At 61.5% G+C, this 25,337-nt stretch carries 22 protein-coding genes and 1 pseudogene; 18 read left to right on the forward strand and 5 right to left on the reverse strand.

Annotation, left to right across the window (positions count from 1 at the left end; translation table 11 throughout):
- Positions 1 to 32: 32 nt before the first annotated feature.
- Positions 33 to 701: an isochorismatase family protein gene (locus F2982_RS18130; protein WP_203428662.1), complete on the forward strand. Its 669-nt coding sequence runs from the start codon at positions 33 to 35 to the stop codon at positions 699 to 701.
- Positions 702 to 710: 9 nt separating this feature from the next.
- On the opposite strand, the gene F2982_RS18135 is transcribed toward F2982_RS18130, so the two are convergent.
- Complete coding sequence (locus tag F2982_RS18135; RefSeq protein WP_246777567.1) at positions 711 to 1,514, reverse strand: TSUP family transporter; 804 nt, start codon at positions 1,512 to 1,514, stop codon at positions 711 to 713.
- Positions 1,515 to 1,602: 88 nt separating this feature from the next.
- Here F2982_RS18135 and F2982_RS18140 point away from each other — a divergent pair, with 88 nt between their 5' ends.
- The 14 genes from F2982_RS18140 to F2982_RS18205 all read left to right on the forward strand — a co-directional run bounded on the left by F2982_RS18140 (position 1,603) and on the right by F2982_RS18205 (position 14,399).
- Positions 1,603 to 2,022: a cobalamin biosynthesis protein gene (locus tag F2982_RS18140; protein WP_203428663.1), complete on the forward strand. Its 420-nt coding sequence runs from the start codon at positions 1,603 to 1,605 to the stop codon at positions 2,020 to 2,022.
- 72 nt (positions 2,023 to 2,094) lie between these two features.
- Positions 2,095 to 3,045, forward strand: a complete 951-nt coding sequence (locus tag F2982_RS18145) for a nucleoside hydrolase (RefSeq protein ID WP_203428664.1) — start codon at positions 2,095 to 2,097, stop codon at positions 3,043 to 3,045.
- Positions 3,046 to 3,232: 187 nt separating this feature from the next.
- Positions 3,233 to 4,072, forward strand: a complete 840-nt coding sequence (gene cobA, locus F2982_RS18150; protein WP_203428665.1) for a uroporphyrinogen-III C-methyltransferase — start codon at positions 3,233 to 3,235, stop codon at positions 4,070 to 4,072.
- Entirely contained in the window at positions 4,069 to 5,376 is a 1,308-nt protein-coding gene (locus F2982_RS18155) for a cobyrinate a,c-diamide synthase (protein WP_203428666.1), read from the forward strand. The genes cobA and F2982_RS18155 overlap by 4 nt, the downstream gene beginning before the upstream one ends.
- Positions 5,373 to 6,374, forward strand: coding sequence for a threonine-phosphate decarboxylase CobD (gene cobD / locus F2982_RS18160; RefSeq protein WP_203428667.1), 1,002 nt, complete (start codon positions 5,373 to 5,375; stop codon positions 6,372 to 6,374). The genes F2982_RS18155 and cobD overlap by 4 nt, the downstream gene beginning before the upstream one ends.
- The gene (gene cbiB, locus F2982_RS18165; RefSeq protein ID WP_112715203.1) at positions 6,371 to 7,351 is read left to right on the forward strand and encodes an adenosylcobinamide-phosphate synthase CbiB; all 981 of its coding nucleotides are present in this window, start codon (positions 6,371 to 6,373) and stop codon (positions 7,349 to 7,351) included. The genes cobD and cbiB overlap by 4 nt, the downstream gene beginning before the upstream one ends.
- Positions 7,352 to 7,500: 149 nt before the next feature.
- Complete coding sequence (locus tag F2982_RS18170; protein ID WP_203428668.1) at positions 7,501 to 7,929, forward strand: L,D-transpeptidase; 429 nt, start codon at positions 7,501 to 7,503, stop codon at positions 7,927 to 7,929.
- A gap of 176 nt (positions 7,930 to 8,105) precedes the next feature.
- Entirely contained in the window at positions 8,106 to 8,384 is a 279-nt protein-coding gene (locus tag F2982_RS18175; RefSeq protein WP_027513277.1) for an acyl carrier protein, read from the forward strand.
- 115 nt (positions 8,385 to 8,499) lie between these two features.
- Entirely contained in the window at positions 8,500 to 8,982 is a 483-nt protein-coding gene (locus tag F2982_RS18180) for a 3-hydroxyacyl-ACP dehydratase FabZ family protein (RefSeq protein ID WP_112715199.1), read from the forward strand.
- Entirely contained in the window at positions 8,979 to 10,184 is a 1,206-nt protein-coding gene (locus F2982_RS18185; RefSeq protein ID WP_203428669.1) for a beta-ketoacyl-ACP synthase, read from the forward strand. The genes F2982_RS18180 and F2982_RS18185 overlap by 4 nt, the downstream gene beginning before the upstream one ends.
- Positions 10,185 to 10,195: 11 nt before the next feature.
- Positions 10,196 to 11,482, forward strand: a complete 1,287-nt coding sequence (locus tag F2982_RS18190; protein ID WP_203428670.1) for a beta-ketoacyl-ACP synthase — start codon at positions 10,196 to 10,198, stop codon at positions 11,480 to 11,482.
- 54 nt (positions 11,483 to 11,536) lie between these two features.
- Positions 11,537 to 12,565, forward strand: coding sequence for a zinc-binding dehydrogenase (locus tag F2982_RS18195; RefSeq protein WP_112715193.1), 1,029 nt, complete (start codon positions 11,537 to 11,539; stop codon positions 12,563 to 12,565).
- A 4-nt stretch (positions 12,566 to 12,569) separates the two neighbouring features.
- Entirely contained in the window at positions 12,570 to 13,505 is a 936-nt protein-coding gene (locus F2982_RS18200; protein WP_203428671.1) for a lipid A biosynthesis lauroyl acyltransferase, read from the forward strand.
- Between the two features lie 186 nt (positions 13,506 to 13,691).
- Positions 13,692 to 14,399, forward strand: a complete 708-nt coding sequence (locus F2982_RS18205; RefSeq protein WP_203428672.1) for a PAS domain-containing protein — start codon at positions 13,692 to 13,694, stop codon at positions 14,397 to 14,399.
- Between the two features lie 9 nt (positions 14,400 to 14,408).
- On the opposite strand, the gene F2982_RS18210 is transcribed toward F2982_RS18205, so the two are convergent.
- The 3 genes and pseudogenes from F2982_RS18210 to F2982_RS18220 form a co-directional block, all read right to left on the reverse strand.
- Positions 14,409 to 15,002, reverse strand: a complete 594-nt coding sequence (locus tag F2982_RS18210; RefSeq protein ID WP_203428673.1) for a YdeI family protein — start codon at positions 15,000 to 15,002, stop codon at positions 14,409 to 14,411.
- Positions 15,003 to 15,004: 2 nt separating this feature from the next.
- A complete protein-coding gene (locus F2982_RS18215; RefSeq protein WP_130278105.1) occupies positions 15,005 to 15,358 on the reverse strand; it encodes a VOC family protein in 354 nt (117 codons plus the stop codon).
- Positions 15,359 to 15,756 (reverse strand): annotated as a pseudogene (locus F2982_RS18220) (SRPBCC family protein).
- Positions 15,757 to 15,941: 185 nt separating this feature from the next.
- Between F2982_RS18220 and gndA the strand changes: the two are divergent.
- Both gndA and F2982_RS18230 read left to right on the forward strand, forming a co-directional pair.
- Complete coding sequence (gene gndA, locus F2982_RS18225) at positions 15,942 to 17,372, forward strand: NADP-dependent phosphogluconate dehydrogenase (RefSeq protein WP_203428674.1); 1,431 nt, start codon at positions 15,942 to 15,944, stop codon at positions 17,370 to 17,372.
- A 364-nt stretch (positions 17,373 to 17,736) separates the two neighbouring features.
- Positions 17,737 to 22,398, forward strand: coding sequence for a putative Ig domain-containing protein (locus tag F2982_RS18230; RefSeq protein ID WP_246777477.1), 4,662 nt, complete (start codon positions 17,737 to 17,739; stop codon positions 22,396 to 22,398).
- A gap of 45 nt (positions 22,399 to 22,443) precedes the next feature.
- Here F2982_RS18230 and F2982_RS18235 read toward each other — a convergent pair whose 3' ends face one another.
- Positions 22,444 to 23,481 (reverse strand): LacI family transcriptional regulator, encoded by a 1,038-nt coding sequence (locus F2982_RS18235; RefSeq protein WP_203428675.1) that lies wholly within the window; start codon positions 23,479 to 23,481, stop codon positions 22,444 to 22,446.
- Positions 23,482 to 23,937: 456 nt separating this feature from the next.
- Here F2982_RS18235 and F2982_RS18240 point away from each other — a divergent pair, with 456 nt between their 5' ends.
- Positions 23,938 to 25,173, forward strand: a complete 1,236-nt coding sequence (locus tag F2982_RS18240; RefSeq protein WP_203428676.1) for an ABC transporter substrate-binding protein — start codon at positions 23,938 to 23,940, stop codon at positions 25,171 to 25,173.
- The last annotated feature ends 164 nt before the right edge of the window (positions 25,174 to 25,337 follow it).

Genomic DNA, 25,337 nt, shown 5'->3' on the forward strand with positions numbered 1-25,337 from the left:
ATTTCCCTCAGAATTTAGAGAAGGAGGATGTCATGGGTTTTCCATCAGTGATGCGTAGCGCCGGTATCGCGATCATCGTTTCCGTCGCGGGTATCTCGGCGGCGCATGCAGCGACCATTGTCGACGAGTGGAAGAAGATCAAGGCGCCGGCGGCACCCAAGCTCGGCGAGGTGACTGTCGATCCCGCGACCACGGCGCTGCTACTCCTTGATTTCAATGGGGCGCAAAATCCGGAAAAGGGGCCGTGCAACACCAAGGTCAAGCCGCGCTGCATCGCCGAGCTGCCGCATGTGGCGAAGCTGATGAAGGAGGCACGCGATAGCGGTGCGCCCGTGGTCTACAGCATCACCTCCAATGCGGCGCCGGAAGATATCGCGACGATGCTGGCGCCGAAGGATGGCGATCCGATCGTGAAGTCGGGCGCCAACAAGTTCATCAATACCGACTTGGAAAAGATCCTCGCCGACCGGCATATCAAGACGGTGATCGTCACCGGCACGGCGTCCGAAGGTGCGGTGCTGAACACGGCTGCCTATGCGGCGCTGAAGGGCATGGATGTGGTGCTGCCCGTCGATGGCATGTCGTCCACCGATCCCTATGCCGAGCAGTATGTCACCTGGCATTTCGCCAATGCGCCCGGCGTTTCCGCCAAGACCAAGCTGACGAAGATCGATGCGATCAAGTTCGGCAAGGCGGGCTAGGAAAAGACCCTAGACGCCGAGCCAGACGCGGAGCGGATTGGCCGGATCGGCGATCAGCTTGATCGCGAAGGCGATGCAGACGACGACGAGCAGCGGCTTGATCAGCTTGGCCCCGGTGCGCATCGCGAGCCGCGAGCCGACCTGCGCGCCGAGGAACTGGCAGACGCCCATCATCAGGCCGACGGTCCAGAGCGTCGCGCCGAAGGAAGCGAAGACGATCAGCGCGCCGACATTCGAGCCGAGGTTCAGAAGCTTGGTATGCGCCGTCGCCTTCAGCATGCCGAAGCCGGCAAGCGTGACGAAGGAGAGCATCAGGAAGGATCCGGTGCCCGGGCCGAAGACGCCGTCGTAAAAGCCGATCAGCGGCACGAAGGTCATGCCGAAGAGATAGGGCGTGATGCGGCGATGGGTGTCGAGGTCGTTCAGGTTCGGCTTGAAGGCGAAGTAGAGCGCGATCGCCACCAGCAGCACCGGCATGATGGCGCGCAGCACGTCGCCTGGAACGATCGTCGCCAGCGCCGCGCCGAGCGCGCCACCCATCAGCGCCATCATTGCCATCGGCAGCTGCTCGCGCAGGTTCACATGGCCCTTGCGCGAATAGGCGAGTGTTGCGGACGCGGCGCCGAACATCGACTGCACCTTGTTGGTCCCGAGCGTCTGCAGCGGCGGAATGCCGGCGATCAGCATGGCGGGAACGGTGATCAGGCCGCCGCCGCCGGCGATGGAATCGACGAAACCGGCACAGAAGGCGGCGAGGCAGAGAAGGGCGAGAAGATGGGGGCAATATCGGACAAGGAAGGACTCTGAATGCAGGCGTGATGGAAATCGGCGCCATGTTGCATTTCCGGCCCCGGGCTGCAATGGCTGCGGGGACACAGTTTTTTCCTTTCGGATTCCATTGATGACCGGCTCCAGCAAAGACAGGGCAAGGCTCTACGTTCTCGGCCTCGGCTGCGAGCGGGGAGCGGATGCTACCGAGGTTGCGGCGCTGGCACGGCAGGCGCTGGAGGATGCGGCGATCGGTGCGGATGATGTCACAGCCATCGCTTCGATCGACAGCCGTAGGGAGGAACGGGCGATCCTCGCTGTGGCCGATGAGCTCGGCGTTGCCGTCTCCTTCTTCACTGCTGTGCGGCTGGAAGAAGAGACGCCGCGAATCACGAATCCCTCGGCCATCGTCTTTGCCCGTGTCGGCTGCCATGGCGTCGCGGAATCGGCTGCACTTGCTGCGGCGGGGGCGCAAGCGAAGCTCGTGGTGCCCAAGATCAAATCGGCGCATGCGACGGCCGCTGTCGCGCGCATGTTGTTGCAGAAAGAATAGCGGGCGTTATGGTGGCGGCCACCTCGCGGAGCGCCCCAGGGCATCCGTGACGAGAATGAGAAGGAATATTTCATGCATAAGGTCATTTATGACACGGACCCGGGCGTCGATGATGCCATGGCGCTCCTCTTCCTGCACCGTCATCCGGAAATCGATCTGATCGGCATCACGACGATCTTCGGCAATGCCTCGATCGAGACGACGACGCGCAATGCGCTGTTCCTGAAGCGCGAATGGAACATTGCCGCCCCGGTTGCCAAGGGCGCCAACGTCACCTTCGATCCGTCGCGCAAGGAAATCGGCTGGCCGACCTTCGTGCATGGCGATGACGGTCTCGGCAATATCGGCGTGCCCGCGACCATCGACTTGCCTGTCGATCCGCGCCCGGCGCACCGCTTCATCATCGAAACCGTGCGCGCCAATCCGGGCGAGGTGACGCTGGTTGCCGTCGGCCGCATGACCAATCTGGCGCTGGCGCTGAAGGAAGACCCTGAGATCGCCAAGCTGGTGAAGCAGGTCGTCATCATGGGCGGCAATTTCTATGTGCCGGGCAATGTCTCGCCGGTGGCCGAAGCCAATATCCATGGCGACCCCGAAGCGGCCGATGCGGCGATGACCGCGCCGTGGAAGGTTGCGATCATCGGTCTCGACGTCACCGCGATCACGACGATGAGCCGCAGCTACCTTAAGGCCGCTGCCGACAAGGGCGATGCGGCAGTGAAGTTGCTGAACGACCTTTCGCAGTTCTATATCGACTTCTACAAGCACGCCGTCGAAGACGGCATGATGGTCCATGATAGCTGCGCCTGCGTTTATGTCGTGGCGCCAGAGCTGTTCACCACGATAACGGGTGCCGTGCGCGTCGTCTGCGGCGGCATTGCCGATGGCCAGACGATCGTCAAGCCGGACGGCCGCCGTTTCCCGCCGGGCGATTGGGACAACCTGCCGAGCCAGACCGTCTGCACCGGCATCAAGTCGGAAGAGGTCATCGATCTCATCCGCGATACGCTTCTCAGGGCTTGATGTCCTGACAGGGCCGGGCGTTTTGCGTCCGGCCCCGTTTTGTCGAGTCCAATCAAATTCATCCGGCCGTCTGCTCAGATTTTGAGTCGGCTTCTTCGTAAATTGAGTCGGCTGTCAGATGGCAATCGACGATTGCCTCGGCGTCGTTGCCGTTGACCTCGCGGAATGGCGGGCTTAGACCACCTCTATGATCGAGAATGCGTTCGCCCATCTGCCGGCACTGGAGCCGGGAACCGTCTGGCTCGTCGGTGCAGGGCCGGGCGATCCCGGGCTGTTGACGCTGCTGGCTGCCAAGGGGCTTTCGGAGGCCGATGTCGTCGTTCACGACGCACTGGTCAACGAGGAATGTCTGAAACTGGCAAGGCCGGATGCCATCCTCGAATATGCCGGAAAGCGCGGCGGCAAGCCGTCGGCCAAGCAGCGCGACATCTCGCTGCGGCTGGTGGAATTGGCGCGCTCCGGCAAGCGCGTGTTGCGGCTGAAGGGCGGCGATCCCTTCGTCTTCGGCCGCGGCGGTGAGGAGGCGCTGACGCTTGTCGAGCACAATGTTCCGTTCCGCATCGTGCCCGGCATTACCGCGGGGATCGGCGGGCTCGCCTATGCCGGCATTCCGGTGACGCACCGGGATATCAATCACGCGGTGACGTTCCTCACCGGGCATGATTCTTCGGGGATCGTGCCCGATGCAATCAACTGGGATGCGATCGGGCGGGGCTCGCCCGTGATTGTCATGTATATGGCGATGAAGCATATCGCGCAGATCAGTTCGTCGCTGATAGCGGCCGGGCGCAAGGCAGACGAACCCGTCGCCTTCGTCTGCAATGCGGCCACCAGCGGGCAGCAGGTGCTGGAAACCACGCTTGGCGAAGCCGCTGCTGCGGTCGATGCCTCCGGGCTGGAGCCGCCGGCGATCGTCGTCGTCGGCGAGGTGGTGCGGCTGCGTTCTTCGCTCGATTGGCTCGGCGCCCTCGGCGGGCGCCGCCTTCAGCCCGATCCCTTCCGGCAGAGCGGAAAGGAGACGGCATGAGCGGCCTCCTGATCGCGGCACCGTCCTCCGGTTCGGGCAAGACGACGATCACGCTCGGGCTTCTGCGCACGCTGCGCAATCGCGGCGTGGCGGTGGCGCCCGGCAAGGCGGGGCCGGATTATATCGATCCGGCCTTTCATGCGGCCGCGAGCGGGGCGCCCTGTCTCAACTTCGACCCCTGGGCGATGCGCCGCGAGCTGATTTCGGCCAATGCGGCGATCCATCGCCAGGGCGACCGCATTCTCGTCATCGAGGCGATGATGGGCCTCTTCGATGGCGCCGCCGACGGGAAGGGTACTGCGGCCGATCTTGCGGCGATGCTTGGGCTCTCCGTCGTGCTCGTCGTCGATGCCTCGCGCATGTCGCAGTCGGTCGCGCCGCTGGTCAGCGGCTTTGCGAGCTTCCGCGCCGATGTACGGATCGCCGGCGTGATCCTCAACAAGGTTGGTAGCGAGCGTCACGAGATGATGCTGCGGACCGCGCTCGACGCGATCCGCATGCCTGTCGTCGCCGTCATCCGCAGCGACAAGACGCTGGCGCTGCCGGAGCGGCATCTCGGCCTCGTTCAGGCCGGGGAGCATGCCAGCCTCGAAGCCTTCATCGATCATGCTGCCGAGGCAGTCTCGGACGAGTGCAATTTCGAATTCCTGCTGCGGATCGCCCGGCAGGGGCTGAACATTGCCTCGACCGCCAATATCAGGCGTCTGCCACCACTGGGCAAGAAGATTGCCGTTGCGCGCGATATCGCCTTCGCCTTCTGCTATGAGCATATGCTGCTCGGCTGGCGCCGCCGCGGGGCGGAGATTTCCTTCTTTTCGCCGCTCGCCGACGAGGCGCCTGCGGCCGATGCCGATGCGATCTATCTGCCGGGCGGCTATCCCGAGCTGCATGCCGGAGAGATCGCGTCTGCCGTGAATTTCCGGCGCGGGATGCTGGATGCCGCCAAGAGCGGGACACGGATTTACGGCGAGTGCGGTGGATACATGACGCTGGGCGAGGGGCTTATCGACGCTGAAGGTGTCAGGCACGAAATGCTCGGCCTGCTGCCGCTGGTGACGAGCTATGAAAAACGCAGCCGCCATCTCGGCTATCGCCGCGTGCGGCCCGTCGACGGCGCCTTCTTCGAAGCGCCGATGACCGGGCATGAGTTTCACTATTCGACCGTCGTCTCGGAAGGCGATGCCGACCGGCTGTTTTCGGTGACCGATGCGCTCGGCACCGATCTCGGTCAGGCCGGGTTGCGGCGCGGGCAGGTGGCCGGGTCCTACATGCATATGATCGATCTCTCCGGGGAAACGGCATGAGCGGTCCGATCGTGCATGGCGGCGGGATCACCGCCGTCGCTGCCGAATTCGGCGGCAGGCCGGAGGACTGGCTCGACCTGTCTACGGGTATCAATCCCTGTCCGGTGAAGTTGCCCGAAATACCGCAATCCGCATGGCACCGGCTGCCCGACCGGCATTTGCTGAATTCCACCGTCGAAGCGGCGCGCGACTATTATCGCAGCGGGCCGCTCTCGCCGTTGCCTGTGCCCGGCACGCAGTCGGTCATCCAGTTGCTGCCGCGCCTCGTTGTGCCGGGAAGCCGTGTGGCGGTGGTATCGCCGACCTACGCTGAATACGAGAAGGCCTTCCGCAGCGCCGGATGCGAGGTGGATACCGTTTCCAGCCTTGATGAGATTGGTGACGGCACGATGCTGGCGGTCGCGGTCAATCCGAACAATCCGACCGCGAGGCTGCATGATCGCGACGGCCTGATCCGGCTGCATGAGACGCTGAAGGCGAGGGGTGGTTACCTTGTTGTCGATGAGGCCTTCGGCGACATCGAGCGCGGCGAAAGCCTTGTGCCATCGGCGGCCGAGCTCTCCAACCTGATCATCTTCCGGTCTTTCGGCAAATTCTTCGGCCTTGCCGGTCTGCGCCTCGGCTTCGTCATCGCTCAAGACAGCCTGCGGGCGAAGTTCGAGGATTGGCTTGGTCCCTGGGCTGTCTCCGGCCCGGCTCTGTCGATCGCTACTGCATTGCTGCGGAGCGACCCCGCGCCGATCGCTGCCGGGATTGCCGAGCGGAATGCGGGGCTTGTCGCGGTGCTCGAGGCTGCAGGCTTGGCGGTCACCGGTAACGCAGCCTTGTTCACGCTTGTCGAAGACAAACGCGCCGGCGATCTCTATAGGCATCTCTGCCGGCATCACATTCTGGTTCGCAGGTTCGACTACGCGCCGCACTGGCTGCGCTTCGGCCTGGGGCCAGACCGATCTGCGGACCGCAGGCTGGCGGCCGCACTGGAAAGCTTTGACGCATGACGATCGACGAACATCTGCTCGTACTTCTTCTGGCCCTGCTTCTCGACCGGATCGCCGGCGATCCCGAGTGGCTCTGGTCGCGGGTGCCGCATCCGGTCGTGTTGTTCGGCAAGGCGATTTCCTATTTCGACCGCACCTATAATGGCGAGACGCTGACGCGGCCCGAGCGGCGGCTGAACGGAACGGCGTCGATTGCCGGCCTGCTGTTCGGCAGCGCGATCGCCGGATTGGTGCTGCACTGGTTCTTCAATCTCTTCGGCGTCATCGGCATCGTTCTGGAAGTGATCTGCGTCGCGGTCTTCCTGGCGCAGAAGAGCCTTGCCGATCACGTCTCCGATGTTGCGGACGCGCTCCGCTCGGAAGGGATTGCAGGTGGGCGCCGCGCCGTATCGCGCATCGTCGGTCGCGACCCGGAGACGCTGGACGAGCCGGGTGTCTGCCGTGCGGCGATCGAAAGCCTCGCCGAAAACTTCTCCGACGGCGTCGTTGCGCCGGCGCTCTGGTATGCCGTTCTCGGCCTGCCGGGCCTCTTCATCTACAAGATGCTGAATACGGCGGACTCGATGATCGGCCACAAATCCGACCGCTATATCGACTTCGGCTGGGCTTCGGCGCGGCTCGACGATATCGCCAACTGGCCCGCCGCGCGTCTTTCTATCCTGCTGATCGCTGCCGGTGCCTGGCTGCGCCGCGGCGCCCATGCCTGCAAGGAAGCCGTCCAGGTGGCGATCCGCGATGGCGGGCTGCACCGTTCGCCGAATTCCGGGCGGCCGGAAGCGGCAATGGCAGGCGCGCTCGATGTGCAGCTCGCCGGCCCGCGCGTCTATTCCGGCATCGTCGTCAGCGAGCCGATGATCAACGGCGCTGGACGCGATACGGCGACCATCCGCGACGTCGAGGATGGCGTTCTGGTGTTCAACGGCAGCTGCATGATCCTGGCGATCACTGTCTTCCTGGCCTTCCTGTTCTTCCTCTGACGGCGTTACCTGCCGTCTCAAAGTACAGTTTCTTGCAATGCTGCGTTATCTTTCCGATTACCAAGCGCCTTAAATCAAAATAATCAGTATCTTTATAAGCTTCTTCTCACCGGCCCGGATCGACAACGTCCTGCCGAAGAGGGGAAGTCATGAAGACGTTTATGGCGGCTGCTGCCGCGTGCCTTTTACTGCAGTTTACTCCTGCAACCGCGAGTGCCGCCAATCTTGTTGCCAAGGTCAGTCTGGGATCGCAGACGATGACGGTGACGGAGAACGGTTTCGTCAAATATCGCTGGAAAGTATCGACCGCGCGGCGCGGCTATGTGACGCCCACGGGGTCATGGTCCGCCAAGTGGCTGTCGCTCAATCACCGCTCGCGCAAATACGACAATGCGCCGATGCCCTATGCCGTGTTCTTCAACGGCGGCTATGCCGTTCATGCGACATTTGACCTCAAGCGGCTGGGCCGCCCGGCCTCGCATGGCTGCGTGCGGCTGCATCCTGACAATGCGGCGCAGTTCTTCTCCATGGCAAAGCAGGCGGGGCTTTCAAATACCCGCGTCGTCATCACGCAATAGCTGTTGCGGCAATCATCTGCTATCGAGGCCCGGGAAGGTGTTTCCGGGCCTTGCGCGCATTGCTGTTTCGGCAACAGTTGCCATGCAAATTTGAAACGTGCTTGAGCGAAAGCATTGGCTTTTGAAATGGATTTGCCTATGAGGGGGATAAATTCGTTGTTCAAAGAGGTAAGCGCGTGACCGCTACATTCGATAAAGTTGCCGACATCATTGCAGAAACCAGCGAGATCGACCGCGAGACGATTACGCCGGAGAGCCATACGATCGACGACCTCGGTATCGACAGCCTCGATTTCCTCGACATCGTCTTCGCGATCGACAAGGAATTCGGCATCAAGATTCCGCTCGAAAAGTGGACCCAGGAAGTGAACGAAGGCAAGGTTTCCACCGAAGAATACTTCGTGCTGAAGAACCTCTGTGCAAAGATCGACGAGCTGCGCGCCGCCAAGGCTTGAAGCAACACCGCCGTCTTTTTTATCCGCCCTGCCTCTGCAAACCGTAGCGGCCGGGCGGTTTTGTTCCTAACTAGGCGTAACCGGCGCGGCTTTTCGCGACGGGCCGGAGGATCCGATGCTGCTGGAATATTTCCAGATGATTGACCGCATCGAAGCGGTCGACCTTCAGAAGGGCGTGCTCAAGGCGCGTTCCGTGGTGCCTGCAAAGAGCCCCGTCTTCGAAGGTCATTTCCCGGGTATGCCGCTCGTTCCGGGCGTGCTTCTCATCGAAACCATGGCGCAGGCTTCGGGCATGCTGGTTCTGGCCGCGACCGATTTCGCCGCCATGCCGTTCCTGATGTCCGTCGACGGCGCCAAGATGCGCACCTTTGTCGAACCTGAAGCGGTGCTCGACATCGAGGCGTTCCTGGAACATGACGGCTCGGGTTTTGCCGTCACCAAGGCAAAGATTACCAGCGGCGGCAAAAAGGTCTGCGATGCGCAATTGAAGCTGCGCACCATGCCTTTCAGCGAAGTTCCGCTCGGCGATATAGTGAAGAAACGTGCTGGCGAAGTCGGCCTGATGGACGCGATCGCAGCGCAGGGAGTGAAGGAATGAGCAAGGCTCAGAATGATGTCGTCATCACCGGCGTCGGTATCCTGACCTGTCAGGGCGTCGGCAAGGACGCGCATGTCGCGTTGCTGACCGGCAATGGCGCGCCGCCTGTTGTCGTCGAGACGGAAAAGTTCAAGCCCTATCCGGTGCATCCGCTGCCGGAGATCGACTGGTCGCAGCAGATCGCTAAGCGTGGCGACCAGCGCCAGATGGAAAACTGGCAGCGCATCGGCGTTTTCACCGCGGGCCTGGCACTCGACGATGCCGGTTTCAAGGATGATGCGGACGCCTGCGGCACGATGGACATGATCGTCGCGGCCGGCGGCGGCGAGCGCGACATCAATGTCGATACGCTGATCGTCGACGAGGGCATGAAGCGCAACGACCGCGAACTGCTGTTGAACGAGAAGCTGACGACCGAACTGCGCCCGACGCTGTTCCTGGCGCAGCTGTCGAACCTGATGGCCGGCAATATCTCGATCGTCCACAAGGTCACCGGTTCGTCACGGACCTTCATGGGCGAAGAGGCCTCGGGCATTTCCGCCGTCGAGACCGCCTTCTGGCGCATCAAGTCCGGCGAATCCACGCATGCGCTCGTCGGCGGCGGCTTTGCTGCCGAGCGCGAGGACATGCTGCTTTTGACCGAAGCGATCGGCGCCAATGCGCAGGGCGAATGGGCACCGCTCTGGTCGCGTGAAGACGGTGCCGGCGGTGGTCTGATCTTCGGATCGGGCGGCGCCTTCCTGGTGCTCGAATCCCGCAAGCATGCGGAAGCGCGCGGCGCGCATATCTATGCGACCATCGATTCCATCGAAGGCGATCGTGGCAATCGCGCGGCCGGAAATTTCGAGAAGCGTCTCGAGCGTCTGCTGGAGCCGGCCTCGAAGCTTCCTGCCGAGGGCACCGTGGTGTTTTCCGGCGCGACCGGCATGCACGAGATCACGGCCCGCGAAAAGGCCGTTCTCGAGAATAAGCTGCCCAGTGCTGCCATTCGCGGCTATTCCGGTGTTTCCGGCGTCACGCTCGAAGCCCAGTTCGGTCTCGGCCTGGCTTTCGCGGCTCTGGCCATCGGCGCCAAGGCCAAGGTGCCGGCATTCGATGCTGCGCATGAAAAACCGATGAATGTGGCCGCCAAGGCTGCCGTCGTCACCACGGTCGGTCATCAGCGCGGCGAGGGCGTCGCCGTTCTTTCCGCGGAAGCGTGAGGAGTTTTCACATGACAGAAGCTGCTTACAAGGATCACCTCGGCCGCCCGATCGTTGCCGTCACCGGCATGGGCATCATCACCTCGCTGGGGCAGGGCCTGAAGGACAACTGGTCGGCGCTGACTTCAGGCACGTCTGGTATCCACAACATCACCCGTTTCCCGACCGAGGGGCTTTCGACCCGGATCGCCGGCACCGTCGATTTCATCGATATCCCGGTGCCGAACGCCGTCGAGCGCTCTTTTGCCTTCGCGCGCGAGACGACGATCGAGGCTCTTGCCGACGCTGACATTTCCGGCGATTTCAACGGCCCGCTGTTTCTTGCTGCGCCGCCGATCGAGCCGGAATGGAGCGCCCGCTTCGAACTTGCCGACCGTGCCCCGCCGTCCGATCATCCGGGCGACGCCTACGAGCGCTTCCTGGCGGCGATGCGCCAGCGCACCGATGCGTTCTTCCATGAGGCGGCCCTTTTCGGCGCGATCTCCGAGCGCCTTGCCGATCGTTTCGGCACGCGCGGCCTGCCGGTAACGCTGTCGACGGCCTGTGCCTCTGGCGCCACCGCCATCCAGCTCGGCATCGAAGCGATCCGTCAGGGCCGCACCGACCGCGCGCTTGCCGTTGCGACCGACGGCTCGCTCAGCGCCGAAGCGCTGATCCGTTTCTCGCTGCTTTCGGCTCTCTCGACCCAGAACGATCCGCCGACCAAGGCTTCCAAGCCGTTCAGCAAGGACCGCGACGGCTTCGTCATCGCCGAAGGGGCTGCGACGCTCGTGCTGGAATCGCTGGAATCGGCGATCGCCCGCGGCGCCAAGATTCTCGGCATCATGAAGGGTGCCGGCGAGAAGGCCGACAGCTTCCACCGTACCCGTTCGTCGCCTGACGGCGGCCCGGCGATCGCAACGATCCGCGCGGCTCTCGCCGATGCCGGTCTCGACGAAAGCGCGATCGGCTACATCAACGCCCATGGCACGTCGACGCCCGAGAACGACAAGATGGAATATGGCTCGATGCTTGCAGTCTTCGGCGAACGCATGGCCTCGATTCCGCTGTCGTCCAACAAGTCGATGATCGGCCATACGCTGACGGCTGCCGGTGCAGTCGAGGCCGTCTTCTCGTTCCAGACGATGCTGACGGGCACGCTGCCGCCGACCATCAACTACAACAACCCGGATCCGGCGATCGTTCTCGATGTCGTGCCGAACAAGAAGCGCGATCAGCAGGTTTCGGCCGTGCTGTCGAACTCCTTCGGTTTCGGCGGACAGAACGCCAGCCTTGTCATGGCGCTCGAACCGGCTTAATCGGTTCCGACAAAATTCAGAGATAAGAACGCCTGAAAGGCGAGAGGTTTTGCCATGCGCGCATTGCAATTGATCGACGACCGCAAACTGGAAACCGTGGACCTTCCGGAACCGGAGGCTCCCGGTGCCGGTGAGGTAACGCTGCGCGTGAAAGCCGTGGCTCTCAACCATATCGACGTCTGGGGCTGGCGCGGCATGGCTTTCGCCAAGCGCAAGATGCCGCTGGTCATCGGTGCGGAAGCGTCTGGTGTGGTCGAAACGATCGGCCCAGGTGTTGCCAATGTGCTGCCGGGTCAGCTGGTATCGATCTATGGCGCGCGCACCTGCGGCCTCTGCCGCCCGTGCCGCGAAGGCCGTGACAATCTCTGCGAACATGTCTCCGGCGTTCATGGCTTCCATCTCGATGGCTTCGCTCAGGAGAAGGTCAATCTTCCGGCGCGCCTGCTGGTTCCGGCTCCTCCCGGTGTCGATGCTGTCGGTGCTGCGCTGGCGCCTGTGACCTTCGGTACCGTCGAGCACATGCTGTTCGACAATGCCAAGCTCGAACCGGGCGAGACGATCCTCGTCCATGCCGGCGGTTCCGGCATCGGCACGGCGGCCATCCAGCTTGCCAAGAAGATCGGCTGCACCGTGATCACCACCGTCGGTTCCGACGACAAGATCGAGAAGGCCAAGGCGCTCGGCGCCGATCACGTCATCAACTACCGCACCGACCGCTTTGAAGGCGTCGTGCGCAAGCTCACCAAGAAGAAGGGCGTCGACGTCGTCTTCGAACATGTGGGCAAGGACACCTGGGCTGGCTCGATGCTCTGCATGAAGCGCGGCGGCCGTCTCGTCACCTGCGGCTCGACCTCCGGCGTCTCCACCGACATGAACCTGATGATGCTCTTCCAGCAGCAGCTGAAGCTGCTCGGCTCGTTCGGCTGCCGCATGGAGAACATGGCGGACGCGATGCAAAAGATGGGCCGCGGTCTTGTGCATCCGGTCATCGATACCGAAGTCGGATTCGACGATATCGACCGGGCGCTGGAGCGCATGGAATCGCGCCAGATCTTCGGCAAGATCATCCTGAAGATGGACTGATCTTGTGAAGCTTTTCATCACCCGGATCGTTCTGAAGCTCGAGCATTTCCGCCAGTGGCTGATCGCCCAGCTGATGTTCGGGTTTCTGAACTTCCTGAAGATCTTTCCGGCTGACGGCGCGATCCGCTTTGCAGACTGGCTGGTGCGCAAGATCGGCCCGCGTATGCCGCGCCACAAGCTGATGCTCGTCAATCTGCGCAACGCCTTTCCGGAAAAGAGCGATGCCGAGATCGAAGAGATCGCGCTCGGCAGCTGGGGCAATATGGGCCGGCTGGCAGCCGAGTACGTCTTCCTCGACCGGCTGTTCGACTTCGACCCGGAGCGCAGCGAGCCGGGCCGCATCGAGGTGTCGGGGATCCCGCTGTTCCTCGATCTGCGCGACAATCCGCGCCCGTTCATCGTCTTTACCGGTCATACCGGCAATTTCGAGCTGCTGCCGGTCGCAGGGGCGGCCTTCGGTCTGCACGTGACCGTGCTATTTCGTCCGCCGAACAACCCCTACGTGGCGCAGAAGGTCTTCGATTTCCGCAGCGCGCGCATGGGCAAGCTGGTGCCGTCGCATGCCGGCTCCTCCTTCACGCTGGCGCGTCAGCTCGAAGCAGGGCAGGGCGTTGGCGTCCTCGTCGACCAGAAGTTCCGGAAGGGGCTGAAGACCAAGTTCTTCGGAATCGACGTCACCACCAATCCGCTGGTGCCGAAGCTCGTGCGCCAGTTCGATTGCGAGGTCTATCCGGCCCGCTGCATCCGCTTGCCAGGTAATCGCTACCGTCTGGAGATCGAGCCGAAGTTCGAAATCCCGCGCGACTCAAAGGGCAATCTCGACCTGACGGCCATGGCCCAGATGCTGAACGACAAGGTCGAATCCTGGGTCCGGCAGTATCCGGAGCAGTGGCTCTGGTACCACGACAGGTGGAAAATCAAAGGAAAAGTGCTCAACTAGCGCTTTTTACCCCTAAAATTCATATGTAAAAATATGACTGCCGTTTTCGTTGAATGTGAACGGTGTTCATGTTAATGCTCGCTACCAAGGCGAGTAGCCGGTTGGCACAGATCGAGAATCGACGGGCTGGCGGTGAAAACTGACATATGCTGGTTTCCCCTATGTATCAGGGGATTGGGGGGCATATTGCTGGAACTGCTGCAGGCATTCTCATCCCGTTGTGCGCAGATCGATGCCGCGATCCGCGCTGGCGACGATTGTCGAGTCTCAACCCTTGATAGCAGCGTCGACGATCTCATCGACGCGATAGTTAAGTATCAAGCTACGAATGTACTCGAGATCTACATGCAACTTCAGTTCGTGGTCTATCTGCTGGAGCAGAATGCCGACGACTGCGCAACGGTGACCAATCACGCGGCGACGCTGTCGCATCTTCTTGATCGCTATTTCGGCAATCCGGTGAAACGCCGCCTGCCGCAGGCGGCCGAGCGCATGCCGGAGCCGGAGGGCTATTTGCCCAATATGGACAACGGCAATTTCCTGAATTCGGCGATCCTCGAGACGCTGCCGGATCGTGTCGCGGTGCTGACGCGCGACTACCGCTATCTCTATTCGAACCCGGCGAACTGCGCCTATCTCGGCCGTAAGCCGATCGACATGATCGGCCGCCATGTCGCCGAGTTCATCGGGCCGGACCGCTTTGCCGAGACCAAGGCGAATTTCGACGCCTGCTTTGCCGGCGAGCGGCGCGAGTATAACTACCAGCGCGCTTCGGCCGAAGGCATGAAGCTGATCCGCTGCCGGATGTCGCCGCTGCGCGACAGTGGCGGGCGGGTGATCGGCGCGCTGGTGATGATGGAGAATGTCAGCGCGCCTGAGGCGGTGAAGGCTTGAAGCCTCGCGTCAATCGTTGAGACCCTTGCCGGCGAGGATCTGCGGCATCGCCTTCTCGATCCTGGATTCCCGGGTCTTGGCCTGTTTCGGCTGGGCGAAGTGCAGGAGATAGGCACGCTGCCGGCCGGGTGTCAGCGCTTCGAATGCCGTCTTCAGCGAAGGCGTGCTGTCGATTTTTGCCTGAAACTCCTCCGGTACGGCAAATTCATCCGTGCCCTTGAAATCGATCTTGGCGCCGGAGCGTTCGATCTCGGCGGCCTCGGCGACATAGGCTTTCAGCACATTCTCCATGCCCGAAATCTCCTCGGCGCTGGTGAAACGGATCTGCCGGGCGGCCTGGACGTTCTTGGTCTGCTGGATCAGCACGCCGGCCGTATCGCTCATCAGCGCGCCCTTGAAGAACAGCAGGGCGCAATAGTCCTTGAAGCCGTGGATCAGCACGATATTGGCGCCATTGAGCGTATAGCAGGGCTCGCCCCATTTCAGGTCTTCGCTCAGCCCGGTATCGAGGAGGATGCGGCGCAGGCGCGTGAATTCTTCCTGCCAGCTGTCACGGCGGCTGAAATAGGCGTCGACCTTGGGGTTGGTCACTGTTGCAGGCATGCTCAATCCTTGCTCCAGACCGCAAGCTCGTAGCCGTCGGGGTCGCCGAAATGAAAGCGGCGGCCGCCGGGGAAGGCGGTGATCGGCTTGACGATCTTGCCGCCGGCGCGCTCGACAGCTGTGAGCGATGCTTCGAGATCGTCCGCATAGAGAATGACCAGCGGGCCACCCGGCTGCGGCTTGCCCATTGTCGTGAAGCCGCCGGTCAGGCGACCATCGCCGAATTCGCAATATTCCGGTCCGTAGTCGGTGAAACTCCAGCCGAAAGCGGCGCCGTAGAACGCCTTGGAGGCGGCGATATCTGCAACGTTGAACTCGATATAGTCGATACGCAGGGTCGTCGGATTTCCAGCCATCTACTTCTCCATCAATGCCTTGAGCGCGTGCAGGTCTTTCTCGACATGGGCGGCGTCGGCGGCAAATTGCGCGTCGGTCATGCGGGGCTGCTTCAATAGCGTGAACATGACCTCGCAGCCATCGCCGTTCGGGACGATGCGCAGCGCATTGTAGACGCGAAGGCCGCTCTCGATGGTTACGGTATGATCGATGATGCCAAAGGGTTTTCCGGCACGAAACTGACCCTGACAGTGCCGAGGACGCCGCGGGCGACCCAATCGTCGCCATCCCGGTCGAGGCCGGTTGCCAGGCCAGATGCCCAAAGCGGCATGTTTTCGGGCTTTCCGGCAAAATGGTAGACATCCTGCCAGTCGCGGTCGATCGAGCAATGCACGATCTTCGCGGTCATCGTCGTCATAATGGCCTCCCATAGGCGCAAAGTGCGGCCCGCATCTCCTCAGATGGGGCCGTCGCGCCATCGATCAATATCGCGCCAGTGCTCTGACGTCGATTCCGGAGAACCATTTAGGCCGCTTCCCGTCTTGCCGTTTCGGGCTGGGAGTGCCAAAACACCGGTCGAATTTGACTCATCGGAGGATTGTCGTGGAAAAGGCAGAAATCGGACTGATCGGCCTTGCCGTCATGGGTTCCAACCTGGCGCTGAACATTGCCGAAAAGGGCAACAAGATTGCGGTTTTCAACCGTACGCCTGAGAAAACGGATGAATTCTACGAGAGTGCCGGCGATCTGAAGAAGCAGATCATTCCGTGCAAGACGATCGAGGAATTCGTCGAGGCGATCCGCCCGCCGCGCCCGATCATCATCATGATCAAGGCAGGCGAGGCAGTCGACCAGCAGATGGAACTGCTGCGTCCGTACCTCTCCAAGGGTGACATCATGATCGACGCGGGCAATGCCAATTTCCGCGACACGATCGCCCGTTTCGACCGCCTGAAGAATACCGACCTGACCTTCATCGGCATGGGCGTTTCCGGCGGCGAAGAAGGTGCCCGTCACGGCCCGTCGATCATGGTCGGCGGCACGGAAGACAGCTGGAAGCGCGTCGAGAAGGTGCTGACCTCTATCGCCGCCAAGTACAAGGGCGATCCCTGCGTCGCATGGCTCGGCAATGACGGCGCCGGTCACTTCGTCAAGACGATCCATAACGGCATCGAATATGCCGACATGCAGATGATCGCCGAAATCTACGGCATCTTCCGCGATGGTCTCGGCAAGAACTCGCAGGAGATCAGCAAGATCTTCGGCCAGTGGAACAAGGGCCGCCTGAACTCCTACCTGATCGAAATCTCCGAGAAGGTGCTGGCCGCCATCGACCCGATCTCCAAGGGCTCGATGGTCGACATGATCCTCGACAAGGCCGGCCAGAAGGGCACCGGCAAGTGGTCGGCGATCGAAGCGCAGAACATGGGCATCCCGGCGACCGCCATCGAAGCCGCCGTTGCTGCCCGCTCGATCTCCTCGATGAAGGATCAGCGCGAAGCTGCCGAGAAGATCTTCGGCAAGCCGGATTACAAGTTCCCGATCGCCTACGGCCCCGAGCTCGACAAGGATCTAGAACTGGCGCTGTTCGCCGCCAAGATCGGCGCCTATGCGCAGGGCTTCGCCGTCATGGCCGAAGCATCCCGCGAGTTCAACTGGTCGCTGCCGATGCCGACGATCGCCAAGATCTGGCGCGACGGCTGCATCATCCGCTCGCAGTTCCTCGACGAGATCACCTCGGCCTTCACCAAGGCGCCTGACGCAGCCAACCTGATCGTCACGCCGGCCTTCTCCGAAATGGTCAAGGAATCGATCCCGGCGCTGCGCCGCGTCGTCACCGCCGCCCTGCAGGCCGGCCTGCCGGTTCCGGCGCTGACCTCGGCGCTGACCTATTTCGACGCCTACCGCCAGGGCCGTGGCACTGCCAACCTGATCCAGGCGCAGCGCGACTTCTTCGGCGCCCACGGCTTCGACCGCCTCGACGGCAAGGACTTCCACCACGGCCCCTGGGGCAGCGGTGCGGCGACCTTCTGAGCTTGCTTCAAGGAATAAGAAAAGCCCGGTTTCGACCGGGCTTTTTTATTGCCAGTACGCAATTTTCTTGGCAATCGTCGAATGAAAGTACGTTTGTCGATGCAACTTTGCGTCTTTATTGCAACGCTACATTCAAATATTGATATTTACGACCTTAAGGTGAATATTTATAAAATTCTGCTCGCAGGATGTGTATAGGTATCCGTCACAATCTGTCGATTCGTATAAACTTTCAGCATTGACGACACTTATTTTATTTCAGGCGATTGCGGCATGAGTTCCCTCAGAGGATCCAGATGCCATGCGGGGGAAAATGCGTTTACGTGCAGAGTGCGTCGCGGACGCCAGAGAAGCAATCTCCGATATGCTTCAAACCAATCGCGCATATGCTTCACCGCCGTATAATCCTCCGGTTTCCTTCTCTGCTTCAATCGTGTCACAGGCCGTTCTTACCGTTTTCATGGCGCTGCTGGGCGTGTCGACGCGCGATGCCGGCAGAGCCATGCGGCTTTTCAGTTCCGAGGCCTTGCGTTCGGCGGGGCCAGGAAACGCGCCACTGCTCGCCCGCAACCGGCTGTTGCTGGTTCCAGCGCTTCTGCTTGCGTTCCTATCCGTGACATCGACGCAGGCGTTTGCCGAGTCAAATGCATGTCAGGCGATCAATGCCGACTGGACCAACGTACATCTTCCTTGGATCGAAGAGACAGACTGGGGTGTTCAGGACAAAAGCTATCCGGCGTCCGATTTTCTGCCTACAGATCAGGTGTCATTCTCAATCTCAGATGGCGCACCTGGCGCGGACAGTTATTTTTTTGCATACGACAGCGATGTTGTGAATGGGTACCTTGAGTATTTTGCCGGCGTGTTCAGCATTGGAGGGACTTCCACAACTGTCTCCGGTACGGATTTGGTGAGTGGCGGCCTACGTATGGTTTATGCCAATGGCCAGAATGCCGATCTTACGGTTTCCGTACATTGCGTCTCCGCACCCGTAGCTCCCACAATCACCACGGCGCCTGTAGCGGCCATTGTCAACGCCGGAGGCACTGTGACCTTCAGCGTCGTCGCGTCCGATGCGACAAGTTACCAATGGCAAGTGAATACCGGTGGTGGTGGCTACGCCAATATCATCAACGGCGCGCCATATTCCGGCGCCACCACGGCGACGCTGACCATTACCGGCGCGACGGCTGGCATGGACGGGTATCAGTATAGGGTCATTGCATCGGGTGGTGCGTTGCCGGACGCCACCTCGGCCGGAGTTTCCCTGACGATCAATTCGCCGCCGGTGGCGACCTCCTTTGCGGTGGCGATCGTTCCCTACGGCTCCAGTGCTGCCAATATCGCCCTCAACACTCACGTTACCAACAGTCCGACCAGCTATGCCGTAGGCTCGGCCACGACGGATCAAGGCGGCAGCGTAAGCGTTGACCCCGGCACGGGTGCAGTAACCTATACGGCGCCGACCGGCTTCCGTGGCACAGACAGTTTCACCTTCACCGCAAGCAACAGTGCTGGCCCGTCCTCTCCGGCTACGGTCACAGTTCCCGTAGGCAATCCGACCATCACCGTGACGCCGACGACTTTGACTGCCGGTACCGGCAGCGCCGCCTATAGCCAGACGCTGACGGCAAGCGCCGGGCGGGCGCCTTATACTTTCTTCACCACGCTTGCGAGCGGCGCACTGCCCGCGGGCATCTCACTTGGCAGCAACGGCACAATATCCGGTACGCCGACGGCAAGCGGGACCTTTACCTTTACGGTGACAGGCACCGACAGCAGTTTAGGCACCGGTCCTTTCACCTTCACCAGCTCGACGATCTCGCTGAACATCGCGGCGCCGACGATCTCGATCGGGCCGACGACCTTACTGGCGCCGGCCTTCGGCACGGCCTATGCTCAGACCCTTACCGCGAGCGGTGGAAATGGCTCCTATACGTTCGGTATAAGCGCCGGCAGCTTACCGGCCGGGATGATTTTGTCCGCCAGTGGAGCCCTGTCGGGCACCCCGACAGCCGCCGGCGGCTTCAGTTTCACGGCCGAGGCGACTGACGGCAACGGTTTCACAGGCAGCCAGACATACAGCGGGACTGTGAATGCGGTCGTTCCCGGCGTTCCAACGATCGGTTCGGCCACTGCGGCCGACGGGGAGGCAACGGTGTCATTCAGCGCTCCGGCAAGCAATGGCGGCGCAGTGATCACCAACTACACGGCGACGTCGAGCCCCGGCGGCTTGACGGCGACGGGATCGGCAAGCCCGATCACCGTCAGTGGTCTGACCAACGGAACGGCCTACACCTTCACGGTGACGGCAAACAACAGCACCGGCGCCGGCTCGGCGTCTGCAGCCTCCAACTCCGTCACCCCGGCGCCATCCTTGGCTGCCCCGATTGCCAACGCAGTTTCAGCGACGGTCGCGGCGAATTCATCGGTCAATCCAGTCACATTAAATATCACGGGCGGCACGGCAGCAACCGTTGCGATTGCAGTTGTTCCATCGCACGGCACGGCGACGGCTTCAGGTGCGGCCATCACCTACATACCGACTGCCGGCTATTCGGGCACCGACAGCTTCACCTACACGGCGACCAATGCCACCGGCACATCGTCACCGGCGACTGTGATCATCACGGTTACTGCGCCGACTTTCACTTTCGCGCCGGCTCCCGGTGCGTTGATAGCAGGCACAGCCGGAACCGCTTATAGCGAGACAATCGCTGCTTCGGGTGGCGGCGTTCCCTATACCTATGCGGTTACCACCGGCTCGTTACCTTCGGGTCTGTCGCTTGCCACCGATGGCACGATCTCCGGCACGCCGACGGCAGACGGAAATTTCAGTTTCACCATTACCGCAACCGATACAAACGGCGCGACGGGCACGGCATCCTACTCACTTGTCATCGGCGCCCAGGCTCCCTTCGCCAATGGGGTTTCGGCGACGGTAGCAGCGAATTCATCAGCCAATCCGATTACGCTCGATGTTACCGGCGGCGCGCCTGCATCGGTTACGGTCGCCTCGGCGGCTGGCCACGGCACAGCGACGGCGTCCGGCACGGCGATCACCTATACGCCTGTTGCGGGCTATTCGGGCGCCGACAGCTTTACCTATACGGCGACCAATGCCACCGGCACATCATCACCGGCGACGGTGACCATCACGGTCACTGCGCCGACTTTCACTTTCGCGCCGGCTGCCGGAGCGTTGATAGCAGGCACAGCCGGAACCGCTTATAGCGAGACAATCGCTGCCTCGGGTGGCGGTGTTCCCTATACCTATGCGGTCACCACCGGATCGTTGCCTTCGGGTCTGTCGCTTGCAACCGATGGCACGATCTCCGGCACGCCGACGGCAGACGGAAATTTCAGCTTTACCATCACTGCAACGGATACAAACGGCGCAACGGGTACGGCATCCTATTCGCTGCAGGTGGACGTAGCCGGTAGCGCGACCTTCGCCTTCACACCCGCCGCCGGAGCGCTGAGCGAGGCGATGGCCGGTGAGGACTACAGTCAGGCGATCAGTGCCGCAGGCGGGACCGCGCCGCTGATCTACAGCGTTTCGTCAGGAACCCTTCCGCAAGGAATGGTGCTGAATATCTCGACGGGCGAGCTTTCCGGTCCTTTGGACGCGAGTACTGAAGGAGACTATGGCTTCAGCATTCAAGTGCGGGACAACAACGGCGCGACCGGCACTGCAGCCTACACCCTGAAGGTTAAGGCGCAGGATATTACAGTGACCGACAAGGTTGTAAATGTGCCGGCTGGTTCGTCGCCGTCTGACGTTTATCTCAACCGCGGGGCAACTGGGGGCCCGTTCACGTCCGCTACCGTTACCTTTGTCGAACCCGCCAATGCCGGCAGCTCGGCGATCATTCAGGGGCAGCTGGCGCAATCGGGACCGGTTATGCCCGTCGGGTGGTACCTTCAGTTCACACCAAACCCTGCATATTCGGGCCAGGTTCGAGTGGGCTTCCGGCTTACCAGCGCGCTCGGTGTTTCGAATGCCGGCACCGTGACGTATAATCTGAACGTCGCTGCAGGCCAGGTCGCGGAGGATATCGACCATCTGGTTCACGACTTTGTGCGAAGCCGCCAGAACATGATTTCCTCGACCGTCAAGGTGCCGGGCCTTCTTGAGCGCCGCCAGATGCAGCAGGAAAGCAATCCTGTGACCGCGCGCCTGATGCCGTCTGAGAACGGACTGACCGTCGGCTTTTCCACCAGCCTCGCGCAGATGGAAGCGGCAGGCCGCACGCCGGTGGGTGGGAAGAGTGCCGATCTTTCGCCTTTCAACATCTGGATCGACGGCGCATTTCTGGCGCACAGGGATGGCGACACCGATGACGGAAAGTGGGGCAGCTTCGCGATGATCAACCTGGGAGCGGATTACCTGCTCTCCGACAAGGCACTGCTCGGCTTCTCCCTGCATTACGACCGTATGACCGATCCGACGGATGCCGATGCGGAACTGAGTGGAAACGGCTGGCTGGCGAGTCCTTACGCCTCCTTTGAAATCGGCAAGGACGTGTTCTGGAATGCCAGCCTGCTTTACGGCGGATCGTCCAACGACATCGATACGTATTTTTGGGACGGCACGTTCGATACGACCCGCTGGATGGCCGATACCTCGATCGAGGGGCAGTGGGCAATCGATGGCGACACCATCCTGACGCCAAAGCTGCGGGCGGTCTACTTCTCCGAAAGGGTCGAGGATTACGCCGTCAGCAACGGGGCCGGCGATACCATCGTGATCGATGGCTTTGACGCAGAACAATTCCGTCTCAGCCTCGGAGCGGAGATTGCCCGGTCGTTTACAGTAGAAAGCGGTTCGGTGCTGACGCCGAAGCTCGGCCTGACGGCCGGATTCTCCGGTCTGGATGGATCGGGCGCATTCGGATCGCTCACCGCAGGGCTGTCCATCCAGACGGTCGATCAGTGGATGATCGATGTCAGCCTGCTCCTGAATGTAGAGGGAGACGGTGAGGCGTCGGCCGGTACCAGGGTTGGGGCGGCAAAACGGTTCTAGAGCCGGGTCTTGCCGTTCAGTCTGGCGGCCAGGCTGCCGATCTGTTCAGCCCCGCCCGTCCGCCCAGACCGGCTTGCTGACGCTCTGCAGCAGCTCCGGTTCGATGCCGTCGATGCGGGCGATGACGGCTTTGGCCATTTCGCGGCCGGCGTGGCGGACGTCTTCGTAGGCGGTGATGATTTCGGGCCGGATCCAGTTGAGGATCGGGGCGGATTCCTTCGAGACCATGTCGACATCCTTGCCGAGGTGCTTGCCGGCAGCCTCGATGCCGGCGTTCACCGCGATAGCGGCGCTGCCGGCGGAGCAGACGATGCCATCGGGAGCATTCGGCGAGCGCATCATCGCCTCAATGGTATTCCTGATCTCGTCGAGCGGCGCATCGATGTTGACGCGCAGCGGCACTTCCTCGGCGCCGTAGTCATGCAGGCCGGTCTGGAAGCCGATGCGGGTATGGGCGTAGTAGGTGAGCTTGCTCGGCGGCTGGAGCAGGGCGATATGCCGGCGTCCGCGATCGACGAGACGCTGCACCGCCTGGTGGGCGAAAGCCTCGTTGTCGAAGTCGTGATAGGGATGCACCAGCCCGGCATCGGTGCGGCCGTGGGTGGCGAAGGGGATGTTCTGCTCGGCAAGCAGCCGCACGCGCGGATCGTCAGGCTCGATGCGCGAGATGATGACGCCGTCGGCCGATCCCGTGTCGAGGATGTAGCGGACCGGCATCATCGGGTCCTTGCTGTGCGAATGCGGGGTGACGACGATGTGGTAGGGCGTGCCCGTCAACACTTCGGAAATGCCGAACACCATCTGGCTCGAAAAGCCCATGATCTCCTCATCGATCGACAGAACTAGCGCGATGACGTTTGTCTTGCCGGTGCGAAGGCGTACGCCGGCGCGGTTTGGCTGGTATCCGAGCTGGCGCGCTACCATGCGCACCCGCTCCTTGGTTTCAGCGCCGATATCGGGTGCGTCCTTCAGGGCGCGCGAGACGGTGGTGATGCCAAGACCGGTCATGAAGGCGATCGTCTTCAGCGTCGGACGCTCGCGCTGGACGGTCGCCGCCCCTGCGAAATTTCCCTTGTTTTCCATAGGTCTAAGCTACCCTCACGCGATTTGCGTCTGCTTATAGATGCTTTTTGAACGCGCCGTAAGCGCATCCGCATCGAAAAGCCGCTCCTCCCTAAGTCACAAAATCTGTAACGATACAGTAGAAAAGTCGAGCACTTTTTGATGCCTGTGTGGCAGAGTTAGACGCATAGGTTGAATCGATGGAAATCGCATAGATTTTTTGCGGTTGCGAAGGGCCGTAAACGGATTTTTCTGGGATCATCCGTAAATATATAAGATATAACAGTGATTTATATCATGAAGTGCGTTGCGGTATTGGCCGCACAAGTTGGTGTCGTAGATGCACGTTTTCTGGCTTTTCGACAGGTATGGGTAGCAATTGCAGGCGCTAAAGAAAATTTTACGTGCAGGCTGTTGCTTCGAAAAATTGATTGCACTAAGTTTTTCCGGCAACGTTTCAGTGAGGGAGGAGAACTCATGAATATCCGTTCGTTCGCGGCCATGCTTGCCGCTTCGGTCATCATTCCGTTCAGCGCCGCGCAGGCGACCGATCTCGAAGTCACCCATTGGTGGACCTCGGGCGGCGAAGCTGCGGCTGTCTCAGAACTCGCCAAGGCATTCGACGCCACTGGCAACAAGTGGGTCGACGGCGCTATTGCCGGTTCCGGCGGTACCGCGCGTCCGATCATGATCAGCCGCATCACCGGCGGCGACCCGATGGGCGCCACGCAGTTCAACCATGGTCGCCAGGCTGAAGAACTCGTCCAGGCCGGCCTGATGCGCGACCTGACCGATGTCGCCACCGCAGAGCACTGGAAGGACATCATCCGTCCGTCGAGCCTGCTCGATTCCTGCACGATCGACGGCAAGATCTACTGCGCTCCCGTCAACATCCACTCCTGGCAGTGGCTGTGGCTCTCCAACGCTGCCTTCAAGAAGGCTGGCGTCGAAGTGCCGAAGAACTGGGATGAATTCGTCGCTGCCGCTCCGGCTCTCGAAAAGGCCGGCATCGTGCCGCTCGCCGTCGGCGGTCAGCCGTGGCAGGCTACCGGCGCGTTCGACGTGCTGATGGTCGCAATCGCCGGCAAGGATACCTTCTACAAGGTGTTCAAGGACAAGGATGCTGAAGCTGCTGCCGGTCCTGAAGTCGCGAAGGTCTTCAAGGCTGCCGACGATGCCCGCCGCATGTCGAAGGGTACGAACGTTCAGGATTGGAACCAGGCAACCAACATGGTCATCACCGGCAAGGCCGGCGGTCAGATCATGGGTGACTGGGCGCAGGGCGAGTTCGCGCTTGCCGGCCAGAAGGCTGGAACCGACTACACCTGCCTTCCGGGCCTCGGCGTCAACGAAATCATCTCCACCGGTGGTGATGCTTTCTACTTCCCGCTGCTGAAGGACGCAGAAAAGTCGAAGGCGCAGGACGTTCTCGCCAAGACGCTTCTCGACCCCAAGACCCAGGTTGCCTTCAACCTGAAGAAGGGCTCGCTGCCGGTTCGTGGCGACGTCGACCTGGCCGCTGCCAACGACTGCATGAAGAAGGGTCTGGAAATCCTCAAGAAGGGTAACGTGATCGAAGGTACCGACCAGCTGCTCTCGGCCGACAGCCAGAAGCAGAAGGAAGACTTGTTCTCGGAATTCTTCGCGAACCCGTCGATGACGCCGGAAGACGCCCAGAAGCGCTTCGCTGAAATCATCTCTTCCGCCGACTGATCGTTTTCCGATCGCTGAGGCGATCCGGCTCCCGCGCGGGGCCGGATCGTTCCGGAATGCGGGGTTTGATCTCGCGTCCGGCTCCATCCCGGCAGCGCCATGCGCCTGTGCGGAATGGTGAGGGGAGGCGACGAAAACAAGGAGGGCAGCCGCGCAAGCGGTGC

Source organism: Rhizobium sp. BG4, from assembly GCF_016864575.1.
In the GTDB taxonomy this organism is placed as follows: Bacteria; Pseudomonadota; Alphaproteobacteria; order Rhizobiales; family Rhizobiaceae; genus Rhizobium.